This is a genomic window from Zoogloea sp. (assembly GCF_028689785.1).
In the GTDB taxonomy this organism is placed as follows: domain Bacteria; phylum Pseudomonadota; class Gammaproteobacteria; order Burkholderiales; family Rhodocyclaceae; genus Zoogloea.
Genome location: NZ_JAQVCN010000005.1, coordinates 37,426 through 58,508, shown reverse-complemented (window position 1 = coordinate 58,508; position 21,083 = coordinate 37,426). Strand labels below are relative to the sequence as shown.

The 21,083-nt window shown below is 61.2% G+C and carries 23 protein-coding genes; 11 read left to right on the top strand and 12 right to left on the bottom strand.

Annotation, left to right across the window (positions count from 1 at the left end):
- Window positions 1-18 precede the first annotated feature (18 nt).
- The 6 genes from atpA to PHI64_RS04195 all read right to left on the bottom strand — a co-directional run bounded on the left by atpA (window position 19) and on the right by PHI64_RS04195 (window position 4,115).
- Complete coding sequence (gene atpA, locus PHI64_RS04220; protein WP_299879067.1) at window positions 19-1,557, bottom strand: F0F1 ATP synthase subunit alpha; 1,539 nt, start codon at window positions 1,555-1,557, stop codon at window positions 19-21.
- A gap of 11 nt (window positions 1,558-1,568) precedes the next feature.
- Window positions 1,569-2,105, bottom strand: a complete 537-nt coding sequence (locus PHI64_RS04215) for a F0F1 ATP synthase subunit delta (protein WP_299879064.1) — start codon at window positions 2,103-2,105, stop codon at window positions 1,569-1,571.
- Between the two features lie 3 nt (window positions 2,106-2,108).
- The gene (locus PHI64_RS04210; protein WP_296407674.1) at window positions 2,109-2,582 is read right to left on the bottom strand and encodes a F0F1 ATP synthase subunit B; all 474 of its coding nucleotides are present in this window, start codon (window positions 2,580-2,582) and stop codon (window positions 2,109-2,111) included.
- A gap of 35 nt (window positions 2,583-2,617) precedes the next feature.
- Complete coding sequence (atpE, locus tag PHI64_RS04205; protein ID WP_079434620.1) at window positions 2,618-2,863, bottom strand: F0F1 ATP synthase subunit C; 246 nt, start codon at window positions 2,861-2,863, stop codon at window positions 2,618-2,620.
- Between the two features lie 65 nt (window positions 2,864-2,928).
- Window positions 2,929-3,771: a F0F1 ATP synthase subunit A gene (gene atpB, locus PHI64_RS04200; protein WP_299879061.1), complete on the bottom strand. Its 843-nt coding sequence runs from the start codon at window positions 3,769-3,771 to the stop codon at window positions 2,929-2,931.
- Window positions 3,772-3,773: 2 nt separating this feature from the next.
- Entirely contained in the window at window positions 3,774-4,115 is a 342-nt protein-coding gene (locus tag PHI64_RS04195; RefSeq protein ID WP_296407679.1) for an ATP synthase subunit I, read from the bottom strand.
- Between the two features lie 187 nt (window positions 4,116-4,302).
- On the opposite strand from PHI64_RS04195, the gene PHI64_RS04190 reads away from it, so the two are divergent.
- From PHI64_RS04190 to PHI64_RS04165, 6 genes are all read left to right on the top strand, one after another.
- Window positions 4,303-4,614 carry a metalloregulator ArsR/SmtB family transcription factor gene (locus tag PHI64_RS04190; RefSeq protein WP_299879057.1) on the top strand — a complete coding sequence of 104 codons (312 nt, stop codon included), beginning with the start codon at window positions 4,303-4,305 and terminating at the stop codon, window positions 4,612-4,614.
- Between the two features lie 13 nt (window positions 4,615-4,627).
- On the top strand, window positions 4,628-6,766 hold the full coding sequence (aas, locus tag PHI64_RS04185; RefSeq protein ID WP_299879054.1) for a bifunctional acyl-ACP--phospholipid O-acyltransferase/long-chain-fatty-acid--ACP ligase: 2,139 nt from the start codon (window positions 4,628-4,630) through the stop codon (window positions 6,764-6,766).
- 21 nt (window positions 6,767-6,787) lie between these two features.
- Window positions 6,788-7,615, top strand: coding sequence for a rhombotarget lipoprotein (gene rhlP / locus PHI64_RS04180; protein ID WP_299879051.1), 828 nt, complete (start codon window positions 6,788-6,790; stop codon window positions 7,613-7,615).
- A gap of 64 nt (window positions 7,616-7,679) precedes the next feature.
- Window positions 7,680-8,153 carry a rhombosortase gene (gene rrtA, locus PHI64_RS04175; protein WP_299879048.1) on the top strand — a complete coding sequence of 158 codons (474 nt, stop codon included), beginning with the start codon at window positions 7,680-7,682 and terminating at the stop codon, window positions 8,151-8,153.
- Window positions 8,150-9,385, top strand: coding sequence for an amidohydrolase family protein (locus tag PHI64_RS04170; RefSeq protein ID WP_299879045.1), 1,236 nt, complete (start codon window positions 8,150-8,152; stop codon window positions 9,383-9,385). The genes rrtA and PHI64_RS04170 overlap by 4 nt, the downstream gene beginning before the upstream one ends.
- A complete protein-coding gene (locus PHI64_RS04165) occupies window positions 9,382-11,295 on the top strand; it encodes an MFS transporter (protein ID WP_299879042.1) in 1,914 nt (637 codons plus the stop codon). Before PHI64_RS04170 ends, PHI64_RS04165 begins: the two co-directional genes overlap by 4 nt.
- A gap of 15 nt (window positions 11,296-11,310) precedes the next feature.
- Here the strand turns inward: PHI64_RS04165 and PHI64_RS04160 are convergent, their stop codons facing one another.
- From PHI64_RS04160 to earP, 5 genes are all read right to left on the bottom strand, one after another.
- Window positions 11,311-12,027 carry a superoxide dismutase gene (locus tag PHI64_RS04160; protein WP_299879040.1) on the bottom strand — a complete coding sequence of 239 codons (717 nt, stop codon included), beginning with the start codon at window positions 12,025-12,027 and terminating at the stop codon, window positions 11,311-11,313.
- A 110-nt stretch (window positions 12,028-12,137) separates the two neighbouring features.
- Entirely contained in the window at window positions 12,138-12,683 is a 546-nt protein-coding gene (locus PHI64_RS04155) for a YaeQ family protein (protein ID WP_299879037.1), read from the bottom strand.
- A 70-nt stretch (window positions 12,684-12,753) separates the two neighbouring features.
- Window positions 12,754-13,146 (bottom strand): hypothetical protein, encoded by a 393-nt coding sequence (locus PHI64_RS04150; RefSeq protein ID WP_299879034.1) that lies wholly within the window; start codon window positions 13,144-13,146, stop codon window positions 12,754-12,756.
- 165 nt (window positions 13,147-13,311) lie between these two features.
- A complete protein-coding gene (gene efp / locus PHI64_RS04145) occupies window positions 13,312-13,872 on the bottom strand; it encodes an elongation factor P (protein ID WP_299879031.1) in 561 nt (186 codons plus the stop codon).
- Between the two features lie 57 nt (window positions 13,873-13,929).
- The gene (earP, locus tag PHI64_RS04140; RefSeq protein WP_299879028.1) at window positions 13,930-15,186 is read right to left on the bottom strand and encodes an elongation factor P maturation arginine rhamnosyltransferase EarP; all 1,257 of its coding nucleotides are present in this window, start codon (window positions 15,184-15,186) and stop codon (window positions 13,930-13,932) included.
- A gap of 621 nt (window positions 15,187-15,807) precedes the next feature.
- Here earP and PHI64_RS04135 point away from each other — a divergent pair.
- Genes PHI64_RS04135 through PHI64_RS04125 form a run of 3 tightly spaced genes read left to right on the top strand, consistent with a single transcriptional unit; the run spans window position 15,808 to window position 18,393 of the window.
- The gene (locus PHI64_RS04135) at window positions 15,808-16,713 is read left to right on the top strand and encodes a DMT family transporter (protein ID WP_299879025.1); all 906 of its coding nucleotides are present in this window, start codon (window positions 15,808-15,810) and stop codon (window positions 16,711-16,713) included.
- Window positions 16,714-16,741: 28 nt separating this feature from the next.
- Window positions 16,742-17,215, top strand: coding sequence for an SRPBCC family protein (locus tag PHI64_RS04130; protein WP_299879022.1), 474 nt, complete (start codon window positions 16,742-16,744; stop codon window positions 17,213-17,215).
- A gap of 44 nt (window positions 17,216-17,259) precedes the next feature.
- Complete coding sequence (locus tag PHI64_RS04125; protein WP_299879019.1) at window positions 17,260-18,393, top strand: alanine--glyoxylate aminotransferase family protein; 1,134 nt, start codon at window positions 17,260-17,262, stop codon at window positions 18,391-18,393.
- Window positions 18,394-18,499: 106 nt separating this feature from the next.
- Here PHI64_RS04125 and PHI64_RS04120 read toward each other — a convergent pair whose 3' ends face one another.
- Window positions 18,500-18,769 (bottom strand): helix-hairpin-helix domain-containing protein, encoded by a 270-nt coding sequence (locus PHI64_RS04120; RefSeq protein ID WP_299879016.1) that lies wholly within the window; start codon window positions 18,767-18,769, stop codon window positions 18,500-18,502.
- A 156-nt stretch (window positions 18,770-18,925) separates the two neighbouring features.
- Here PHI64_RS04120 and PHI64_RS04115 point away from each other — a divergent pair, with 156 nt between their 5' ends.
- Both PHI64_RS04115 and PHI64_RS04110 read left to right on the top strand, forming a co-directional pair.
- Complete coding sequence (locus PHI64_RS04115) at window positions 18,926-19,102, top strand: hypothetical protein (RefSeq protein WP_299879013.1); 177 nt, start codon at window positions 18,926-18,928, stop codon at window positions 19,100-19,102.
- Between the two features lie 111 nt (window positions 19,103-19,213).
- Window positions 19,214-21,022 (top strand): GspE/PulE family protein, encoded by a 1,809-nt coding sequence (locus tag PHI64_RS04110; protein WP_299879009.1) that lies wholly within the window; start codon window positions 19,214-19,216, stop codon window positions 21,020-21,022.
- Window positions 21,023-21,083: the final 61 nt, after the last annotated feature.

Here is a 21,083-nt window from a genome sequence, read left to right as displayed (position 1 = left end):
GCTCTCCGTGTGCCTGCGTTAAGCCCAGCTCTTCTTGAATTCTTCGACAACGGAAGCGAGTTGCTTTTCGCCTTCGCCATCAAGAACCTTGCTCGACTCGATCTTGGCAACAAGATCAGCAGCCTTGGTCTTCACGAACTGGTGCAGCGCGGCTTCGCAAGCCAGGGCACGCTTGACATCGACATCGTCGAAAGCACCCTTATTGACTGCAAACAGCGTGATCGCCATTTCCGAAACCTTGAGCGGCGCGTATTGCGGCTGCTTCATCAGCTCGGTAACAAGACGACCGCGCTCAAGCTGCTTGCGGGTCGCTTCATCCAGATCGGAAGCGAACTGCGCGAACGCAGCCAGTTCACGATACTGGGCAAGCGCCAGACGCACGCCGCCGCCGAGGTTCTTGATGACCTTGGTCTGAGCAGCACCACCCACGCGGGACACCGAGATACCCGCGTTGATGGCGGGACGGATACCAGCGTTGAAGAGGTCGGTTTCCAGGAAGATCTGGCCGTCGGTAATCGAGATAACGTTAGTCGGAACGAACGCAGAAACGTCGCCGGCTTGGGTTTCGATCACGGGGAGAGCGGTCAGCGAACCGGTCTTGCCCTTGACTTCGCCATTGGTGTACTTCTCGACGTACTCTTCAGACACGCGGGCTGCGCGCTCAAGCAGACGGGAGTGCAGGTAGAACACGTCGCCAGGGTAGGCTTCACGGCCCGGGGGACGACGCAGCAGCAGGGAAACCTGACGGTAGGCCCAGGCTTGCTTGGTCAGATCGTCATAAACGATCAGGGCGTCTTGACCGCGATCGCGGAAGTATTCGCCCATGGTGCAACCGGAGTACGGTGCGATGTACTGCATCGCGGCGGACTCGGAAGCGGTGGCAGCAACGACGATGGTGTACTCCAGCGCGCCGTGCTCTTCGAGCTTGCGCACCACGTTGGCAACCGTCGAGGCCTTCTGGCCGACTGCCACGTAGATACACAGAACGCCTTCGCCCTTTTGGTTGATGATGGCATCAACGGCGACGGCGGTCTTGCCGGTCTGGCGGTCACCAATGATCAGCTCACGCTGACCACGGCCAACCGGGACCATGGAGTCGACCGACTTCAGACCGGTTTGCACCGGCTGGGACACCGATTTACGCCAGATAACGCCCGGAGCAACCTTTTCGATCGGCTCGGACAGTTTGGCATTGATCGGGCCCTTGCCATCGATCGGCTGGCCAAGGGAATTGACCACACGACCAAGCAGTTCCGGGCCAACCGGAACTTCCAGAATGCGGCCCGTGCACTTCACGGTGTCGCCTTCGGAGATGCCTTCGTATTCACCAAGGACCACGGCGCCGACGGAGTCGCGCTCGAGGTTCATGGCGAGGCCAAAAACGTTGCCGGGGAATTCCAGCATTTCGCCCTGCATGGCATCGGAAAGGCCGTGAACACGGCAGATACCATCGGTCACAGAGACCACGGTACCCTCAGTGCGGGCATTCGCGGACAGCTGCAGGTTCTGAATCCGACTCTTGATCAGGTCACTGATTTCAGAGGGGTTGAGTTGCATAGCTTATGCTCCTAGTTCTTTAGCGCGGCGGCCATGTTCGCGAGCTTGCCGCGGACCGAGGCGTCGATGACTTCATCCCCAACGGCGATCTTGACCCCACCGATCAACTCGGGGTCGACGCTGACGCTCACGTTGAGCTTGGCCTTGAAGCGAGCTTCCAGGTCAGCAACGAGCGTTTTCAGCGTGGCATCGTCCATGGGGAAGGCGGAGACGATATTCGCCTCCTTGACACCTTCGTGTTCGTTCTTGAGAGCAACGAACAGGTCACGGATCTCGGGAAGCACTTGCAGACGCTCGTTTTCAACCAGAACACGAACGTAATTCTGCTGTTCAGCAGAAAGTCCGGTTCCAGCGACCTCGAGGAAAAGCCCGGCCAGTTGTGCAGGCTGGAGCTTGGGATCGCTGATGCAATCCCCCATTTGCGGATCGGCGGCGATGGACGCCAGCCGACCTAGTGCTTCCGACCAAGGCCCCAGCGCATTGCCCGCGGAAGCGAGCTGAAATGCCGCTTCAGCATAGGGGCGTGCGATGGTGACATTCTCGGCCATGGCTTATTGAAGTTCCTGTTTCAGGTTGGCCAGCAGGTCGGCGTGGGCCTGAGCATTGATTTCCTTGCGGAGAATCTTCTCGGCACCGGCGACAGCCAGATGGGCGACCTGATCGCGCAGGGCTTCTTTGGCGCGTTGGGCAGCGACGCCAGCTTCGGCTTCGGCGGCTTCACGGGCCTGGGCAATGATGCGGGCGGCTTCGGCGCGAGCTTCATCGAGGAACACTGCAGCCTGCTTTTCAGCAGAAGCACGAACGTCCGTAGCGGATTCGCGTGCCTTGCGCAGCTCTTCAACGACTTTCTTCTCGGCATGAGCGAGATCGCTCTTCGCCTTGTCCGCAGCCGCGAGCCCGTCGGCGATCTTCTTCGCGCGCTCATCGAGTGCCTTCACAATGGGGGGCCACACGAATTTCATCGTGACCCACGCCAGAATGAAGAACACAACGAGCTGGGCTACCAGGGTTGCGTTCAGATTCACGGTAGTCTTCCTTTAGTCAGGTTGGACCGCGAAACTCAGATCTTGAACGGGTTGGCGAACGCGAACATCATGGCGATACCGACGCCGATCAGGAACGCAGCATCGATCAGACCGGCCAGCAGGAACATCTTGGTCTGCAGGGCGTTCATGAGTTCGGGCTGACGGGCGGATGCTTCCAGGTACTTGCTACCCATGATGCCGATACCGATACAGGCGCCAATAGCACCCAGACCGATGATCAGACCGGCGGCCAGAGCAACAAAACCGAGAACGTGTTCCATGACTACTCCTTTAGTTGAGATGATTTAAATTGAAACCGAAACGACTGCTTAAACCTTGAAACTAATTAGTGGCTTTCGTGGGCCTGTCCGATGTACACCAGGGTCAGCATCATGAAGATGAAGGCCTGCAGGGCGACGATCAGGATGTGGAAGACCGCCCAGATGGAACCGGCAACGATGTGGCCGAGGAAACCGAACACGGTGGCAGTACCGCCCATCAGCGCAATCAGCATGAAGACCAGCTCGCCAGCATACATATTGCCGAACAGCCGCATGCCGTGGGAAACGGTCTTGGCAAGGAACTCGATCATCTGCATGAGGAAGTTGATCGGGTAGAGCAGCGGGTGCGAGCCGAACGGGGCCGTGAAAAGTTCGTGAACCCAGCCACCAAGGCCCTTGATCTTGATGTTGTAGTAAAGACAGATCAGCAGAACACCAATGGACATGCCGAGGGTGCCGTTCAGATCGGCGGTGGGCACGACGCGCAGGTAAGCATGCTCGTCACCGGAGATCAACGCCCAGATTTTGGGCAGCAGATCAACCGGCAGGAAGTCCATGGAGTTCATCAGGAAGATCCAGAAGAACACGGTCAGCGCCACGGGGGCCACGAACTTGCGGGATTCAGCACTGTGCACAATGCCCTTGGCCTGGTCGGCAACCATCTCGACGAGGATTTCGACGGCAGCCTGGAAACGGCCGGGAACGCCGGACGTAGCCTTGCTCGCGGCCTTAGTCAGCAGCAACAGGGTAACGATGCCGAGACCGATCGAGAAGAAGAGGGTATCGAGGTTCCAAACGCTCCAGTCAATGATCGCGGTTTGCGCGTGACCGGTGGAGTTCAGATGGGTGAGGTGGTGGACAATGTACTCGCCCGCGGTCGGGCCGTGTGCTTCGGTGCCAGTGCTCATGGTTAGGTCTTCACCAAAAATGCAAATAAATTCGCCTTCAGCGCCACGACCAACCCGATAAACAACGCCAACCAATGGACGTCTGGATACACGAGTCGAACGGTCGCCAACAATCCTACGGTTGACGCGATCTTAAAGAACTCGCCAACAAAAAACTCAAGCGGGTACGACGCAGCCGGACGCTTGGAAACCAAGCTGAGGCGCAGGGCGAACAACAAATTGGGAAGAACACAGGCTGCGCCTCCCAACGCCGCCGACAACGCACCGCGCGTCCCTGAAATCAATCCTGCAGCCAATGCTACAAGAATTGTCGCGCCTATCTGCAGGAATACCGCTTTTAACATTGGCTCTCTGCGTGGCACGTCGGGTAATGCGCCGTCCGCCGTACGAAAAACGTGTGGATAGTAGGGGTTAACCGCAGCAAAGTCAATCGCCGCCGCACTGCAGCATTATTGGACAGGTCATCGGCATGAGGGAAATTGCCAGACCTGGTGCTTGACAGATACCGGAAACATATCGATCATTATCGACATGAATAATGACTACTCCCGGGCCATCCCCGAAACCTGGCGTGACATTTCGGCCATCTTCGCTGCTCTTGGTGATGAGCACCGACAGCGGATTCTGCTGACCTTCGAGGCTGGTGAGAGGCTCAACGTCGGCCAGATCGCCGAGGTATCCACCCTCGCCCGCTCAACCGTCTCCCACCATCTGAAAGTGCTGCGTGAGGCCGGCGTACTCGTTTCGGAAAGGGAGGGCAAGGAGATCTATTTCCATGTGAACAAAGCCTTCTTGCAGGAGGCTTTCGGAAAGGTCTCCACCTACCTCGACGCTTATCTCTGACCGGGCCATTTCCATGCGATCGATCATCAAGGTGCTCCTGCGTACCCTCAGTTCCCTCATGTTCCGGGTCCAGGTCAAGGGGCATCCACCCGCAGATAGCGGACGGCTGCTGGTCGTGGCCAACCACGAGTCCTTTCTTGATGGCCTGCTGCTGGGTCTCTTCCTGCCCCTTGATCCGGTATTTGTCGTTCATACAGGAGTCGTACGCAATCCGGCTTTCCGGCTTCTTCTTTCCCTGGTGGACTACCTCGCGGTCGATCCCACCAGCCCCATGGCCATGAAGAAGGTAATCCGACTACTGGAGAGCGGTCGCCCGGTCGTCATCTTCCCCGAAGGTCGCATCACCACGACGGGCAGCCTGATGAAGACTTACGACGGCCCGGCCTTCGTCGCTGCCAAAACAGGCGCGACGATTCTTCCGGTAAGGATCGACGGCGCAGCCCGCACCTATTTTTCCCGTCTCGCGGCCCACGTCCCACGTCGTCTCTTTCCGCGAATCAGTCTTTCCATATTGCCCACCACTCACATTCCCATGCCCGAGGCGCCCACGGCCCGCGACCGGCGTCGCCGGGCCGGCGAGGCCATGCGTCGTCTCATGCAGGAAATGATCTTCGCCACCCGACCGGACCAAACCCTATTCACCACCCTGCTCGATGCCGCTGACATCCAGGGTCATGGTCATTCCCTGGTGGAGGATCTCAAGCAGATCGAGTACAGCTACCGTGACGTGATCAAGATGGCCCTGGCCCTTGGACGACTGGTTGCCCGGGAGAGTCGGCCCAGTGAGAAGGTCGGGATCCTGCTGCCCAATCTGGCGCCCACACTGGGACTCGTCTTCGGCCTTTCGGCATACCGGCGCACAGCTGCCATGCTCAATTACACGGCTGGCGTCGAGGGCATGCAGGCAGCAATCACCGCAGCACAGATCCGCTGCATTGTCACCTCCCAAGCCTTTGTCGAGCAGGCCAAGCTGGGTGACAAGCTCCCTGCCCTGCAGGGCGTGCGACTGATCTACCTGGAGGAGCTGCAGGCTAGGATGCGTCTGAGCGACAAGCTGTGGCTGCTGTTGTGGGCATTGCCCTTTCCGAGACTCGCGCTCCCGGCCGGCTCACCGGAAGATGCTGCAGTCGTGCTGTTCACGTCCGGCTCCGAAGGCAAGCCGAAGGGTGTTGTGCTGTCGCACCGGGCACTACTGGCAAACGTAGCCCAGATCCGCGCGGTGGTGGACTTCTCCATCGACGACAAGATTCTCAACGCCCTTCCCCTGTTCCACTCCTTCGGCCTGACGGCCGGCGGACTGCTGCCGGTGCTGTCTGGTGCGCGCGTCTTCCTCTACCCGTCACCGCTCCACTACCGGGTGATTCCCGAACTGGCCTACGACCGCAACTGCACAGTGCTGCTCGGCACCAGCACCTTTCTTGGCAACTACGCCAAGTTTGCCCACCCATACGACTTCTATCGTCTGCGTTACGTGATCGCTGGCGCCGAAAAGCTCGCCACACCAGTACGCGACCTGTGGTTCGAAAAATTCGGGATCCGCATCTTCGAAGGTTATGGCGCCACCGAAACCGCCCCGGTGCTGGCAGTGAACACTCCGATGGCCTTCCGCAGCGGCACCGTGGGGCAGTTTCTACCGGGCATCCAGTATCAGCTGGTACCGATCCCGGGAATTGCTGCCGGCGGCATGTTGCATGTGAAGGGTCCCAACCTCATGTCGGGCTACCTGCGCTTCGAGAACCCCGGCGTTCTCCAGCCGCCTGCATCGCCGGCCGGTGATGGCTGGTACGAGACCGGCGATGTGGTGGAGTTGAGCGACGAAGGCTTCGTCAAGATCGTCGGGCGGGTCAAGCGCTTTGCCAAGGTAGCCGGTGAGATGGTGTCCCTGGAGGCTGTGGAGAAACTCGCCGCATCCACATCGCCGACCGCAGCCCACGCTGCGTCCACGCAACCCGACCCAGCCCGGGGCGAGACAATCCTTCTGTTCTCCACCGACCCGGCGCTGAATCGCGAGCAGCTCCAGGCTACCGCCCGGAGCGGCGGCTGGCCCGAGATTGCCGTACCTCGCCGGATCATCACAGTCGATGCCCTGCCACTATTGGGTACCGGCAAGATCGACTACGTCAGCCTCAAGCAGTGGGCCGAAAGGGCCTGAGCCATCCCGGAAAGGACAGTCATGCGCAACAAAGCCCTCATCGCCATTCTTCTCGCATCTTCCCTGCTGGCCGGCTGTGCCATGTGGTGGGAACGCGGTAACCAAGCCCAGCGCGGCATGGTGGTTGACTACCTCTACCCGAAAAACCAGCAACCCGAACTCACACCAAGTGTGCCGGAGCTGAGCCTCCCCCTACGTGTCGGCATCGCCTTTGTCCCTGGCGACCGTTATGCAGATCTGCCGGAGCTAGAGCGTGATCGCCTGCTGCGCCGGGTCAAGGACGCCTTTGCCAACCGCCCCTACATCTCCGCCATCGAGGTCATCCCTACGGCCTACTTGCGCCCCAAAGGGGGCTTCGAGAATCTGGAGCAGGCCGCCCGGATGTTCAACGTGGACGTGGTGACCCTGATCTCCTACGATCAGGTCCAATTCAGTGACAGCAACCGCCTGTCCCTGCTGTACTGGACCATCGTCGGCGCCTATGTGATCAACGGCAACCAGTACGACGTAAGCACTCTGGTGGATGCCACCGTCTTCGATGTGAAGAGCCGCAACCTGCTATTCCGCGCCCCTGGAACAAGTCAGATCAAGGGAAGCTCGGCACTGGTCAAGTTGTCCGAAGCCTCCCGGGAAGCACGAACGGAAGGCTACCGGCAAGCCATCGACGAGATGATTCCACGCCTCGATGCCCAGCTCGAAGCCTTCAGGACCAGAGCCAAGGAGCAGAAGGTTGCAAGAATCGTCCATAAGCCCGAGTACAAAGGGGGTGGCAGCATGGACCTGGCCGGGCTCGGCCTGCTCGGACTCGCCGCAGCATTTGTGCTGGCCCGGAGGCTGCGTGCCAGCTGAGCGACTGCTCCTGGCACTGTTGGTCAGCCTGTTCGCCCTTGCCAACCTGATGCCAGGTGAGAGCATGCAGTTTGACCGCGCGGCCATCACAGGTGGCGAAATCTGGCGCCTCTGGACCGGCCAGTTGTGCCATTGGTCGAACCTGCATCTGATCGGCAACCTCGCTGCTGTCGCCGCACTCATGGTGATTGCCGGAAAGCCCCTGCGGCGCTGGCTGGCACTATTGCCCCTTGCCGCCCCGCTGTTGTCCCTGGTCCTGCTGAGCCTGCTGCCCGAACTACAGACTTACCGCGGAATGTCCGGACTTGTCGCCGTGCTGGTGGTCGGCGTGGCAATCGATGGCGGCATGATCGGCCGTATCGCGGCACTGGCCTGGGGCGCAAAGCTGGCATTCGACGCCATTTCCGGAACCCCATCACCGCTCCTGCCTGTGGGCATCGCCACCACCTGGCAGGCCCACCTTGCCGGATTTCTTCTCGGATTGAGCGCTTGGGCAGGCTTTCTCCACCTCGACCGGAAAACTGCGTCCCCATCATGAAGCGCCGCCACTTCATCCTCGGCAGCACCGCAACGGCAGCACTGCTTGGTGCGGGTGGCACCGCCCTTGCCCGACGAAGCCTGTGGAACCCCTGCCGAGCCAGCCTGCCCCCGGATATCGCTGCTCACGACGTCGTCCGCGCAGCCTGGGAAGGGCTCGATCCTGCCCGGGTGTGGGACTGTCACGCCCACCTGGCCGGTATCGGTGACGGAGGCAGCGGCGTCACCATCACCCCGCGCATGCTCAGTCCGCTGCACCCCACCGAGTATTTCCAGCGGCTCTTCTACCTCAACGCCGGCTGCGCCCACGAGGCCCCCGGGCGGGTGGACCAGAGCTATGTGGAGCGTCTCCACAATCTGGCCGACGGCATGCAGACGGGCTTCAAGCTGATACTGCTGGCCTTCGAGCGCACCCATGATGCGCACGGGCGGCCGCATCCCGAACTCACCGCTTTCCATGTTCCCGATGCGTATGCCCGGGATGTGGCCCGGGCCAATCCGGCCTATTTTGAGTGGGTCTGCTCCATCCATCCCTACCGGCCAGACTGCGTCGAAGCCCTGGAAGGCGCAGTCCGCGATGGGGCACGTGCCGTCAAGTGGCTGCCACCAGCGATGGGCATCGATCCGGCCTCGCCTGCCTGCGACCGCTTCTACACGGCGATGGCCCGGCTCGGCATGCCGCTGATCACCCATGCTGGTGAGGAGAAAGCTGTCCATGGCGCCGGCCAGCCTGCCTGGGGCAACCCCCTGCGCCTGCGCCGGGCCCTTGATCATGGAGTGCGCGTGGTGATAGCCCACTGCGCCAGCCTCGGCGAGGACCAGGATGAAGACCGGGGACGCAACGGCCCCCGGGTATCCAGCTTCAGCCTGTTCGCACGCCTGATGGGTGAGCAGCACTATGCCGGATTGCTGTATGGCGACATTTCCGCCATCAATCTGCGCAATCGGGATGTGGGCATCATCCGTCACCTCCTTGAGCAGGAAGACTGGCACCCGCGCCTGCTCTTCGGTACCGATTACCCGCTGCCCGGTATCCTGCCCCTGGTATCAGCCCGCCAGCTGGCCCGCGAAAGACTCCTCGATCCGGCTGCAGTGCCGGTGCTGGAAACCCTCCGCGAGCACAATCCTCTGCTCTTCGACTTCGTTCTCAAGCGCCACCTGCGCTCGGGACAGCGGCACTTTGCCCGAAGCGTTTTTGAAACGCGCAACTTCTTTGATCGGAAACCTGCATGAGTGCCCCGCCGGATCACGCCAAGGACGCTCCTCCGTCCCAGTTTCACCTGCTCGGAGAAAGGCGCTTCCGTCCCTTCTTCCTGACCCAGTTTCTGGGCGCCTTCAACGACAACCTGTTCAAGAACGCTCTGGTGGTGCTGCTCACCTTCCAGGCGGCCAGCTGGACGACAATCGCCCCAGCACTGCTGGCCAATCTGGCAGCGGGGATCTTCATCCTGCCCTTCTTCCTGTTCTCGGCCTCGGCAGGTCAGCTTGCCGACAAGTACGACAAGGCCCGCCTGACCCGCCTGGTCAAGGTGCTGGAGATCGGCATCATGGTCGTGGCCCTCGCCGGCTTCCTCATCCACAGCCTCGCTGTACTGTTCGGCGCCCTGTTCCTGCTCGGCTGCCACTCAACCCTGTTTGGTCCGGTCAAGTACGCCCTGCTGCCACAACATCTGCACGAAGATGAACTGGTGGGCGGCAATGCGCTGGTGGAGGCCGGCACCTTTGTGGCGATTCTGCTGGGAACCCTGTGCGGCGGCCTGCTTGCCGGTGCACCGCACGGTGACCTGTGGATTGCCGGAGGTGGAATCCTGGTAGCGTTTGCCGGATACTTGACCAGCCGGGGCGTACCGCCAGCTCCAGCACCAGCCCCAGACCTGCGCGTCAACCCCAATCCCTTCACCGAAACCTGGCGCAACATCGGCTTTGCCCGGGAGAACCGACCGGTGTTCCTGGCCATCCTCGGCATTTCCTGGTTCTGGCTCTATGGCGCCCTGTTCCTGGCCCAGTTTCCGGCCTACGCCAAGGGCGTGCTGGGAGGCGGAGAAGGCACGGTCACCCTGCTGCTGGCGACCTTCACGGTAGGTATCGGCCTGGGTTCGCTGCTGTGCGAGAAGCTCTCCGGCGGCCATGTGGAAATCGGTCTGGTGCCCTTCGGCTCCATCGGCCTCACCCTGTTCGGGCTCGACATCGCCCTGGCTTCTCCGGGTACCCTGCCGGCCGGCGCACCGCTGGCCATCGGTGAGGTCCTGGTGCAACCCGGCATGCTGCGGGTTCTGCTGGCCCTGACCATGCTCGGCGTGTTCGGAGGCTTCTTCATCGTGCCCCTCTACGCCATGATGCAGAGCCGCTCGGCACCTGGACACCGGGCACGGGTGATCGCTGCCAACAACATCCTCAATGCGCTGTTCATGGTGGTTGGCGCCCTGGTTGCCGGTGCGCTGCTCAGCACCGGGCTGTCCATGCCCATGCTGTTCGGCGTGGCCGCCATCATGAACGCAGCGGTGGCCTTCTACATCTACCGGCTGGTGCCGGAATTCTTGCTGCGTTTCATCGTCTGGCTGCTGGTCCATACGGTCTATCGTCTGCGCACCGAAGGGCTGGCACACATCCCCTCCGAAGGACCGGCCGTGATCGTCTGCAACCACGTGAGCTTTGTCGATGCGCTAGTGATCGCCGCAGCCTCCCGCCGACCGATCCGCTTCGTGATGGACCACCGCATCTTCCGCTGGCCAGTGCTGTCCTTCGTCTTCCGTCACAGCCAGGCCATCCCCATCGCCCCCGCCAAGGAAGACCCGGCAATGATGGAGGCAGCATTTGCAGAAGTCTCGGCAGCCTTGGCTGCCGGAGAGCTGATCGGCCTCTTTCCGGAAGGAAAGATCACCGCTGATGGAGAGCTGTGCCCCTTCCGTCCCGGCATCGCCCGCATCCTGGAAACCAACCCGGTACCGGTCATCCCCATGGCCCTGCGCGGCCTGTGGGGCAGCATGTTCTCACGCAAGGATGGCCCGGCCCTGAGCCGGCCCCTGCGGCGCGGCTTGTTCAACAGGATAGAGCTGGTGGTGGGGCCCGCTCTTCCACCTGAAACCGTCAGCCTGCCGGGCCTGCAGGTGCAGGTGGCAGGCTTGCGGGGTGACTGGAAGTAAGCAGGCCCAGCACAATCAGCCCAGGTTTTGCTGGGCAAACTCCCAGTTGAGGAGCTTGTCGATCAGCGCATTGACATAGTCGGCACGCCGGTTCTGGTAATCCAGATAGTAGGCGTGCTCCCACACATCAATGGTCAGCAGCGGCTTGAGGCCGACCGTCTGGGGCAGATCGGCATTGGCGGTCCTGATCACCTTGAGCTTGTCGCCGTCGGCAACCAGCCAGGCCCAACCACTACCGAATTGGGATGTCGCCGCAGTTGCCAGCTCCTTCTTCAAGGCGTCCACGCTTCCGAAGGAAGCTTCGATCCGTTTCTTCAACGCCGCTGGCGGTTCACCACCACCATTCGGCCGCAGACTGTTCCAGTAGAAGCTGTGATTCCAGATCTGCGCCGCATTGTTGAAGATGGCCGTCTTGTCGGCCTTGCCGGCCGTGGCAGCAACGATCTTCTCAAGGGAAAGATCAGCCAGATCCGACCCTGCTAGCAGGCGGTTCAGGTTATCCACATAACCCTTGTGGTGCTTGCCGTAGTGAAAGCCGATGGTGTTGGCCGAGATTACCGGCGCCAAGGCGGAGTCGGCCCAGGGCAGAGCAGGAAGCAGGATGGGGCTGGCAGCCTGGACCGGCCGGGCCAAGACCCCTAGCGCCGTGGCGCTCAGGATACCAATGGATGTGCCAATAAACTGACGACGGCTGACACCCGTCAGGGACTCGGATTGGAGCAACGATGACATGCGGACTCTCCTCTATGGGATCAATAGGCCCGGCAACTGAGGGTCTGGCCGGAGAGCGCATTATTCGCCACTCTTCAAGCCTCATGTCATGAATCGGCGCAGTTATCCCGTCAGAGTGCGGGATGAACTGGCTGGAGCTGCAGACTGAGGGTCGTCTCACCGGCCGAGAACCAGATCTGCCCATCCTGGATGGTGCAGCTGAGAGTCATGGAACGCTCGGCCAGGGCAGCCAGGGCCCGGGAATCCTCCTGGGCCACGGCCAATACCCGCAAGTTGTTCAGCTTGCCCAGGGTGGCAGCATCCTTCTGCCACCAGATATCCACAACTCGCCCGCCATAAGCCAGCACAACCACCTCATCTGCCCGCCCGGCAGCTCGGCGCAACAGACGTTCGTCAGGCAAACCCACCTCGATCCACTGCAGGATGCGCCCGGTGTCGTCCTTGTTCCACAGGGCCGGCTCATCATCGCTGGAAATTCCGCGACCGAACTCCAGGTGCTCCGTCGCATGCAGCGCAAAGGCCAGCACGCGGACCATCATGCGCTCATCGGTCTCAGACGGATGGCGGGCGATGGTCAGGCTGTGCTCGGAAAAGTAACCCCGATCCAGATCGGAAATGGAAAGGGAAGCACGGAATATGGTGGATTTGAGAGCCATGACAGAAACCCGGGGGGTCAACGAAAAACCGGGCGCAGGGCCCGGTTCGGGAAAAACGGCTGACGGGGAATTACTTGCCGACAGCAGCCTTGGCCTTGTCAGCCGCATCCTTGGCCGCATCGGCGGTGGCAGCAACGGCTTCCTTACCGGCTTCCTTGGCAGCGCCAGCTGCTTCCTTGGCGGCGGAAACGGCATCCTTGGCCGCATCCTTGGTGGCTTCAACAGCTTCCTTGCCAGCTTCCTTGGTAGCCTCAACGGCTTCCTTGCCCGCTTCCTTCGCAGCGCCAGCAGCGTCCTTGGTGGCTTCAGCAGCCTGCTTGGCAGCCTCTTCAGCCTTATCGGCAGCTTCCTTGGCAGCATCAACAACGGGCGCGGGCGCCGGAGCAGGTGCTTCTTCCTTCTTGGAACAGGCAGCCAGGCCAAGGGCGATGAGGGCGGCGAGGGCGAGGGAACGGGTATTCATGAATGACTCTCCAACTGGGTGGTTATCAAAAGGGGTTGAACCTTGGGGAAACTCCGTCCGCCTGGGCAGACATGCTGCATACAACGCCGCAGACTGCAAAAGGATGACGACCGCAACAAAAGGCCACAAGGCCCCGGAAGACCTTGCTTGTCTTTTGGGGACGGCTTACTTGACCCGGTTGCGATACTCGTCGGTACGCGTATCGATCTCGATCTTGTCGCCGATTTCAACGAAAGCCGGAACAGACAGCTCGAAGCCGCTCGGCGCAATGCGGGCCGGCTTCAGAACCTTGCCAGAGGTATCGCCCTTGACGGCGGGTTCGGTGTATTCAACTTCACGGATCACGGTGGTCGGCAGATCCACGGAAATGGCCTTGCCGTTGTAGAACACCACTTCGCAAGGCATGCCGTCGATCAGGTACTTGAGCGCGTCGGTCATGTTCTCGGCTTCGACCTCGTACTGCTCGTACTCGGCGTCCATGAACACGTACATCGGGTCAGCAAAGTAGGAATAAGTCACTTCCTTGCGATCGAGAACCACGATTTCGAACTTGTCGTCAGCCTTGTAAACCGACTCGGACGGCGCACCGGTGAGCAGGTTCTTGAGCTTCATCTTGACGACAGCGGCGTTGCGACCGGACTTGTTGTACTCGGCCTTCTGGACCACCAGGGGGTCGGCACCCACCATGATCACGTTGCCGGAGCGGAGTTCCATTGCGGTTTTCATGCTTTTTCCTGCTTGCTGAAGATTGCGCGGCACGGGCCACGGTGAATAGGTAACTGATTATTCTATCTCAACTTTACAAAATCGCACCAGATTCCCGGCAAGGTCACCGGCGGCCTGCAACTGTACCGACCACGTCGACGCATGACGCGCCAACGCCGGCAGAGCCGCTTCGAAAGCAGGCCAGCAGGCACCCACACCTTCGCCACCATTCCAAGCACGCCAAAAGTCCTCCACGGCGCAGGCCACGGAGGGGCTCACCCCCGCCAGATAGTGCGCCATGAACGCATCCAGCTTTTCAAGATGTGCGTCGTCCTGCTGCGCATAGATGTGCCACACAAAAGGCGCTTCGGCCCACTGGGCGCGTACGAAAGAATCTTCACCACGGACGAAATTCACATCGCAGGCCCACAGGAGTTCGTCGTAACGGGACTGTTCGACGAAGGGCAGAACCGTGACAGTGAGATTGCCCTTTCGGATCCGGTCACCAGGCTGCAGGCCACTCACCCCGAACCAGGCTGCCACTTCAGGAAGAACCCTCCCTTCCGGCACCAGACACAGCACCTGCCGCATCCCCTGCGCCCAGATCCCCAACAACTCCCCGAGGCCCGGATTCTCATACGAAAACAGCGACACCAAGCACTGGCCGGGCTCCCGTGGCGGCAGGCCGAAGAAACGGCGAAAGGCATCCTCCGAGAACCGACCGCGCCGGGCCGCCAGATCAACCTCCCGCAACAGCCCTCCGGTACTGCCATCCAGGCCGGGAAAGAAGAAGTGCTGCACCAGGGGCAGGGCCGGATGGGGTGAAGGCAGGCCGTGACAGCCGGCAACCCAGGACTCGGCGCTCAGGTATTCAAGGTTGATCCAGCGGGGACGCGGCACACAGCGGGCCATCGCCGTCAGGAAGCTGTCCGGCAGATTGCCGGCAAACGCAGCAATCACCACTTCACCCGGCGGCACCGCGACGAGGGGTTCAACCCAGTGGCGAATCTCCACGCCGTCCACGTGCTGGCAGGCTGCTTGCGGATCCAGGGTTGGGATCAGACGACGTGCACTTTTCAGCTCATCCACCCACAGACGAACGGCGAGTCCATGTTCGACAACCAGCTGGCGGGCCAGACGCCAGCAGACACCGATGTCTCCGAAATTGTCCACAACGGGGCAGAAGATGTCCCAGCAGGGTGCCGGAGCGGTGGGAAGACCGGATGGCTGGAGTTCGCTGGTCAAAATTGGGGATAAGTTGGGGTAGAAAGGTCGGGCAAATTGTGCACAAAGCCGTTGGTCGAATCGAGGGCAAATTTGCTCAACAATCACCACACAGCCTGACCGGGCCTTCACCGACAGCTTTATGAACTGGCTATCTTCATGAAAAAAAAGAGAATAGCCCTGTTATCCACAGAAAAGTGCCGAGCTATATAGTTAACAGTACTTATATGTAAACAAAAACAGTAAACAAAACAGAGAAACCCGCTCCTTGAAGCACAGCTTGAGGGGGAAACCCCGGGGAAGAGAAAAACGGCCCCCCCTCTGAAAGCCTTCGACAGTTGCAACCCCGACCCTGGCAGATCCGTGAACATCCCTTCACCGACCCGGGCGCTGTGTACAAGTACCCGGGGAAAGCGCCGGAGAAAATGTGGACAAACAGACTTCCAGCCGGGACTCCAGGAATCGTCCCCAAACCGTCCAACTCTTCCCAGCCCCCTTTTCCAGAGCTTTCTACAGAAATCAAAATACTGTTTTAAAAAGGAAATATATACTTATCCACAGAAAATGCGGGTACACAGTTAACATGAACTTATATATATAAAGAAAAATACAAGAACAAACCCTGAACAACTTTTAGCGCCCTTCCCAGGCCGCTCATACGGGTTGATCCCAAGCGCAGGCTTGCAGAACCTCCCCCATAATCCGGGGCCATCCCGCCCAAGGCAGTCCTCCATGTCCGCGCATCGTTTGCCTCGAGCCCTGCTTCATCCCTACCTGCTGCTGACGCTGACCGTTCTGTTCTGGTCGGGCAACATGGTGGTGGGACGTGGCCTGCGAGACGCAGTCCCTCCGATGAGCCTCGCTTTTGCGCGCTGGAGCCTTGCCCTTCTATTGACCCTGCCTTTCGCCTGGCCCCATCTCAAGGCTTTGCGGAACATGACCCATAAGCAGTGGGGCGTTCTGGCAGTGCTCGGGGTGCTGGGGGTTGGTGCATACAACACCCTGGCGTACGTGGCACTGGTGCATACCACCGCAACCAATGCGGCGTTGCTCAACTCCTTCATCCCCATCGCCATCATCGCCATATCCTGGTGCTTGGGGCATCGGGCCACGCTGGTGGAGTCCATCGGCGTGGGGGTATCTTTCGTTGGAGTGATGGCCATCGTCAGCCGCGGTGATCTGGCGGTGCTGGCGGGCCTGAGCCTCAATGTCGGTGATCTTTGGATGCTGGCAGCGGTGCTTTCCTGGGCGCTTTACACTCTGGGTCTGCGCTGGCGGCCTGCCGGTCTGCACCCCATGGCCCTGTTGGCAACCCTGACGGTGATCGGTCTGATGGTGCTGGCGCCGCTGGCGTGGTGGGAGCTGGCGTCCGGTGCACACTTGCAGCTGACGCCCTCGGCCCTTGCTGGTGTGGCGTACACCGGGATCTTTCCGGCCTTTCTGGGCTATGTTTTCTACAATCGGGCAGTCGGTGAAGTGGGGGCTTCCCGGGCAGGCCTGTTCATCCATCTGATGCCGGCCTTCAGCACTATCCTGGCCACGCTCTTCCTCGGGGAAGTGCCCAGGGCCTACCATTTTTTCGGAATTGCGTTAATTCTGACCGGCATCTGGCTGACGACCGGTTTCAAGAAAGGCTAGACTGCCAGGTTCACTTTGGGAGCCGCCCTTGCATTTCGAACACCTCATCGAGATCAACAACCCCCTCAACCCGCTTATCGAACCCTTGAGTGCGGAACAGGTCTGGCACGGCCTGATGTACCGGGTGGAAGAGCCCACTGTTTTTCTACCCGGGCTTGAGCGCTGCACAATTCTGTCCCGCGAGGCAGAGCGGGTGGAGCGCGAGCTGCACTTCGGTCAGGCCAGCGTGCGTGATACGGTCACCTTCCGGCATCTCGAGTGGGTCTGCTTCGAGTCGGCAGCGACGGCCGAACATGCCGGCGGGCGTCTGACCATCCGCTTCGATCAGCCCGCCGCCGATCACCTTTATCTGCGCTTCACCTATGAAACCACCTTGCCTGAGGGCTTGGGGGCAGCGGAGGGGGTGCAGGTGTCCGAGTACGTGAAGGCTGCCTACCGGGAGTCCGACCTGGACACTGTTCGCATCATCCGTCTGATCGCTGCCAATGGCCGGCCCCAGTGAGGGGGCCTGTAGCCCGACACACCAGAATGACATCAGGAGACACCATGAAAATTGATTCGCCCCGTATCACCTCCTTTCAGCCTCCCGTGCGTACCCTGATGGGGCCCGGGCCGTCTGATGTGCCGCCGCGCGTGCTGGCCGCCATGGCTCGCCCCACCATCGGTCACCTGGATCCGGCCTTCGTGGGCATGATGGACGAGCTCAAGAGCCTGCTCCGCTATGCCTTCCAGACCGACAACGAGCTGACTTTCCCGGTTTCTGCACCAGGCTCGGTGGGCATGGAGACCTGCTTCGTGAACCTGGTCAGCCCGGGTGACAAGGTGGTGGTGTGCATCAATGGGGTGTTTGGTCAGCGCATGGCCGAGAACGTGCGTCGCTGCGGTGGCGTGCCGGTGATCGTCGAGGACCCGTGGGGTGCACCGGTGGACCCGGCCAAGGTGGAGGAAGCCTTCGTTGCCAATCCCGATGCCGCCCTGTTTGCCTTCGTGCATGCCGAAACCTCCACCGGGGCCCTCTCCGATGCGGCCACGCTGGCGGCGATCGCCCGACGTTACGGGGCACTGACGATCATGGATTGCGTCACTTCACTGGGCGGAGTGCCCGTGCTGCTGGACCAGTGGGGAATCGATGCGGCCTATTCCGGCAGCCAGAAGTGCCTGTCGAGCACACCGGGCCTGTCGCCGGTGAGTTTTTCGCCGGCTGCCGTCGAACGCATCCGTGCGCGCAAGTCTCCTTGCCCGAGCTGGTTCCAGGATCTGAGCCTGGTGCTGGGCTACTGGAGTGGTGCCAAGCGGACCTACCACCACACCGCGCCGGTGAACCCGCTCTACGGCCTGCATGAATCCCTGGTGATGCTCGCCGAGGAAGGCCTCGAGAACGCCTGGCAGCGCCACCACAACAATCACCTGCGCCTGCGTGCCGGGCTTGAGGCCTTGGGCCTCAAGTTCGTGGTGCGTGAGGATGCACGCCTGCCCCAGCTGAACACCGTGTGGGTACCGGAAGGGGTTGATGAAGCTCAGGTGCGCAGCCGTCTGCTCAACGAGTTTGGTATCGAGATTGGTGCCGGCCTGGGGGCGCTTGCCGGCCGTGTCTGGCGTATTGGTCTGATGGGCCATTCCAGCCGCCCTGCCAACATCGCGCTGGTGCTGGCTGCGCTGGAAGCCGTGATCCGCGGCTGATCAGGGTTTGTCCCGGATTATCGGCCTCGATGGCGGGTGATCCGGTGGTATCTTCAACAGGCCCGGCGTCCTGCCGGGGCCTGTTCTCAAGGCAGGTCTGCCGTTTCTACTTCTTCGCTTCACCCCCCGTCACCGTCAGCTCGCCTTTCAGCTTGGCCAGGTTCTTGTCGCCAAAGCCCTTGATGTTCTTCAGGTCGTCCACGCTTTTGAAGGGGCCGTTCTTGCTGCGGTAATCGACGATCGCCTGGGCCTTGGCAGGCCCGATGCCCTTCACGCCGTCCAGTTCTGCCGGGGTGGCGGTGTTGATGTTGACGGCGGCAAAGGCCAGGTTGATGCCGGCCAGGCTCAGGATGATGAGGGACAGGATGCGCTTCATGGTGGTCTCCGGGTTGATGACGAAGACATTTAATGACAATTCATATGTCATTGGCAAGCTGTGCTGATCCACTGCCGCAACATCCGGAGATGATTGCCCTGAAACCGCCGGATGGATGCAGCGTTGAAGGGGGGCAACCTTTACTGGAGTGAAGTCATGAAGCGCCTTATCTGTATCGTACTGGCCGCCGCCTCCCTGAGCGCCTGTGTCGTCCTCCCGGTTGGTCATGACCGTGGCTATGGTTACGGGCATCGCCACTATTCGCCGCCGCCGGTCATCGTGGTGCCGCCGGCCCCTGGGCCGGGCTATCAGCGGGGATACCGTGGCTGGTGAGGGTAAAGGCAGGAAAAAATCCGGCCGGGGCGGGGTGATTGCGCTTATGCTCGACGCCTGCGATCAACCCGCCCCCGGTGGGGCGACATGCTCCCCTGCCGGTCTTGTCCGATGCCGTCCTCGCTACGTACTGCTACCGTCCATGAACACCGGCTGAGCCTGGCCGAAGTGCTCGACCTGCTCACCACCGACCGGATGGTGGCTCAGACCGATGCTGACAACCTGCGCCTTGCCCAGGGCATCCGGCCCTCCGATGCCCATCCCCTGATCGTCATTGCCGGCCAGAAATGGGCCTCCAGGCTGCCACCTCACAGGGTGTTGGGCCTGGAAGAGCTCACCGAATGGCTGGCTGGCAAGGTGGAGCTGGACTACTACCGCATTGACCCCCTCAAGATCGATTTTGCTGCGGTGACGGCGGTGATGTCCTCGGCCTACGCCACCCGTTTCGGGGTGCTGCCGGTGCAGGTGGGCTTGCGCGAGGTGGTGGTCGCCACCACCCAGCCCTACCTGCGCGAGTGGGAGAAGGAGGTGGCGGGCTACCTCAAGAAGGACATCCGCCGGGTGGTGGCCAACCCGGCCGATGTGGCGCGCTACCTGGTGGAGTTCTACAACCTGGCCCGTTCGGTCAAGAATGCGGCCCGGAGCAGCGGCCATACGGGCGCCAGCCTGTCATCTTTCGAACAGCTGGTGGAGCTGGGACAGGGCAACCGTCAGTTCGACGCCAACGACAGCCACATCGTCAACATCGTGGACTGGTTGTGGCAGTACGCCTTCGAGCAGCGCGCCAGCGACATTCACATCGAGCCCCGGCGCGACATGGGGCTGGTGCGTTTTCGCATCGACGGGGTGTTGCACCAGGTGTACCAGATGCCGATGCCGGTGCTCACCGCCATGACCAGCCGCATCAAGATTCTCGGGCGCATGGACGTGGTGGAGAAGCGCCGCCCCCAGGATGGCCGCATCAAGACCCGGGTGAGCAGTGGCAAGGAGGTGGAGCTGCGCCTGTCCACCCTGCCCACGGCCTTTGGCGAAAAGCTAGTTATGCGTATCTTCGATCCCGAAGTGTTGGTGCGCAACATGGCTGAGCTGGGCTTTTCGGAGCAGGATGAAGCGCGCTGGCACTCCATCTCCGAGAAGCCCCACGGCATTGTGCTGGTCACCGGGCCCACCGGTTCCGGCAAGACCACAACCCTCTATTCGACCCTGAAGCAGCTCGCCACCCCCGAGGTGAATGTGTGCACCATCGAGGACCCCATCGAGATGGTGGAGCCGGCCTTCAACCAGATGCAGGTGCATCAGGCCATCGAGCTGGGCTTTGCCGACGGGGTGCGGGCCCTGATGCGGCAAGACCCGGACATCATCATGGTGGGGGAGATCCGCGACCTGGAAACCGCCGAGATGGCCATCCAGGCCGCCCTCACCGGCCACCTGGTGCTATCCACCCTGCACACCAACGATGCGCCTTCGGCGGTGACGCGGATGCTCGACCTGGGGGTGCCGGCCTACCTCCTCAATGCCACCCTGCTTGGCATCATGGCCCAGCGTCTGGTGCGCATCCTGTGCCCCCACTGCAAGCAGCCCCATCCCCTGACGCCCGAAGAGGGAGCCATCTGGGATCATCTGGTGACGCCCTGGAAAGCGCCCCGCCCGAGCCGCATCCACAAGGCTGTGGGCTGCCTGGAATGCCGCATGACCGGTTACATGGGGCGCATCGGGCTGTACGAGATCCTGCTCATGTCGCCGGAAGTGAGAAAGGCGGTCAATGCCGAGATGGACATCGCCCGGGTGCGTGACATCGCCATCCGCGAAGGCATGAAGCCCCTGCGTCTCTCCGGTGCGCTCAAGGTGGCGGCCGGGGTCACGACCCTGGAAGAAGTCGTCAAGGTTGCGCCACCGGCCGAAAGCAGCGAGATCGCCTGACCGGAAGCCCCTCCGAGGCGACTTCAGGCCCACTTCCTGCCCTTTTGGGCGTACCCTGCGC

Coding starts and splice junctions, on each gene's coding strand:
- PHI64_RS04125 (WP_299879019.1), top strand. CDS start 17,260: ATGAAAATTGATTCGCCCCGTATCACCTCCTTTCAGCCTCCCGTGCGT.
- PHI64_RS04170 (WP_299879045.1), top strand. CDS start 8,150: ATGAAGCGCCGCCACTTCATCCTCGGCAGCACCGCAACGGCAGCACTG.
- atpE (WP_079434620.1), bottom strand. CDS start 2,863: ATGGAACACGTTCTCGGTTTTGTTGCTCTGGCCGCCGGTCTGATCATC.
- aas (WP_299879054.1), top strand. CDS start 4,628: ATGCGATCGATCATCAAGGTGCTCCTGCGTACCCTCAGTTCCCTCATG.
- PHI64_RS04195 (WP_296407679.1), bottom strand. CDS start 4,115: ATGTTAAAAGCGGTATTCCTGCAGATAGGCGCGACAATTCTTGTAGCA.
- efp (WP_299879031.1), bottom strand. CDS start 13,872: ATGAAAACCGCAATGGAACTCCGCTCCGGCAACGTGATCATGGTGGGT.
- PHI64_RS04155 (WP_299879037.1), bottom strand. CDS start 12,683: ATGGCTCTCAAATCCACCATATTCCGTGCTTCCCTTTCCATTTCCGAT.
- PHI64_RS04110 (WP_299879009.1), top strand. CDS start 19,214: ATGCCGTCCTCGCTACGTACTGCTACCGTCCATGAACACCGGCTGAGC.
- atpB (WP_299879061.1), bottom strand. CDS start 3,771: ATGAGCACTGGCACCGAAGCACACGGCCCGACCGCGGGCGAGTACATT.
- PHI64_RS04135 (WP_299879025.1), top strand. CDS start 15,808: ATGTCCGCGCATCGTTTGCCTCGAGCCCTGCTTCATCCCTACCTGCTG.
- PHI64_RS04160 (WP_299879040.1), bottom strand. CDS start 12,027: ATGTCATCGTTGCTCCAATCCGAGTCCCTGACGGGTGTCAGCCGTCGT.
- PHI64_RS04115 (WP_299879013.1), top strand. CDS start 18,926: ATGAAGCGCCTTATCTGTATCGTACTGGCCGCCGCCTCCCTGAGCGCC.
- atpA (WP_299879067.1), bottom strand. CDS start 1,557: ATGCAACTCAACCCCTCTGAAATCAGTGACCTGATCAAGAGTCGGATT.
- PHI64_RS04165 (WP_299879042.1), top strand. CDS start 9,382: ATGAGTGCCCCGCCGGATCACGCCAAGGACGCTCCTCCGTCCCAGTTT.
- rhlP (WP_299879051.1), top strand. CDS start 6,788: ATGCGCAACAAAGCCCTCATCGCCATTCTTCTCGCATCTTCCCTGCTG.
- rrtA (WP_299879048.1), top strand. CDS start 7,680: ATGCAGTTTGACCGCGCGGCCATCACAGGTGGCGAAATCTGGCGCCTC.
- PHI64_RS04190 (WP_299879057.1), top strand. CDS start 4,303: ATGAATAATGACTACTCCCGGGCCATCCCCGAAACCTGGCGTGACATT.
- PHI64_RS04215 (WP_299879064.1), bottom strand. CDS start 2,105: ATGGCCGAGAATGTCACCATCGCACGCCCCTATGCTGAAGCGGCATTT.
- PHI64_RS04150 (WP_299879034.1), bottom strand. CDS start 13,146: ATGAATACCCGTTCCCTCGCCCTCGCCGCCCTCATCGCCCTTGGCCTG.
- PHI64_RS04120 (WP_299879016.1), bottom strand. CDS start 18,769: ATGAAGCGCATCCTGTCCCTCATCATCCTGAGCCTGGCCGGCATCAAC.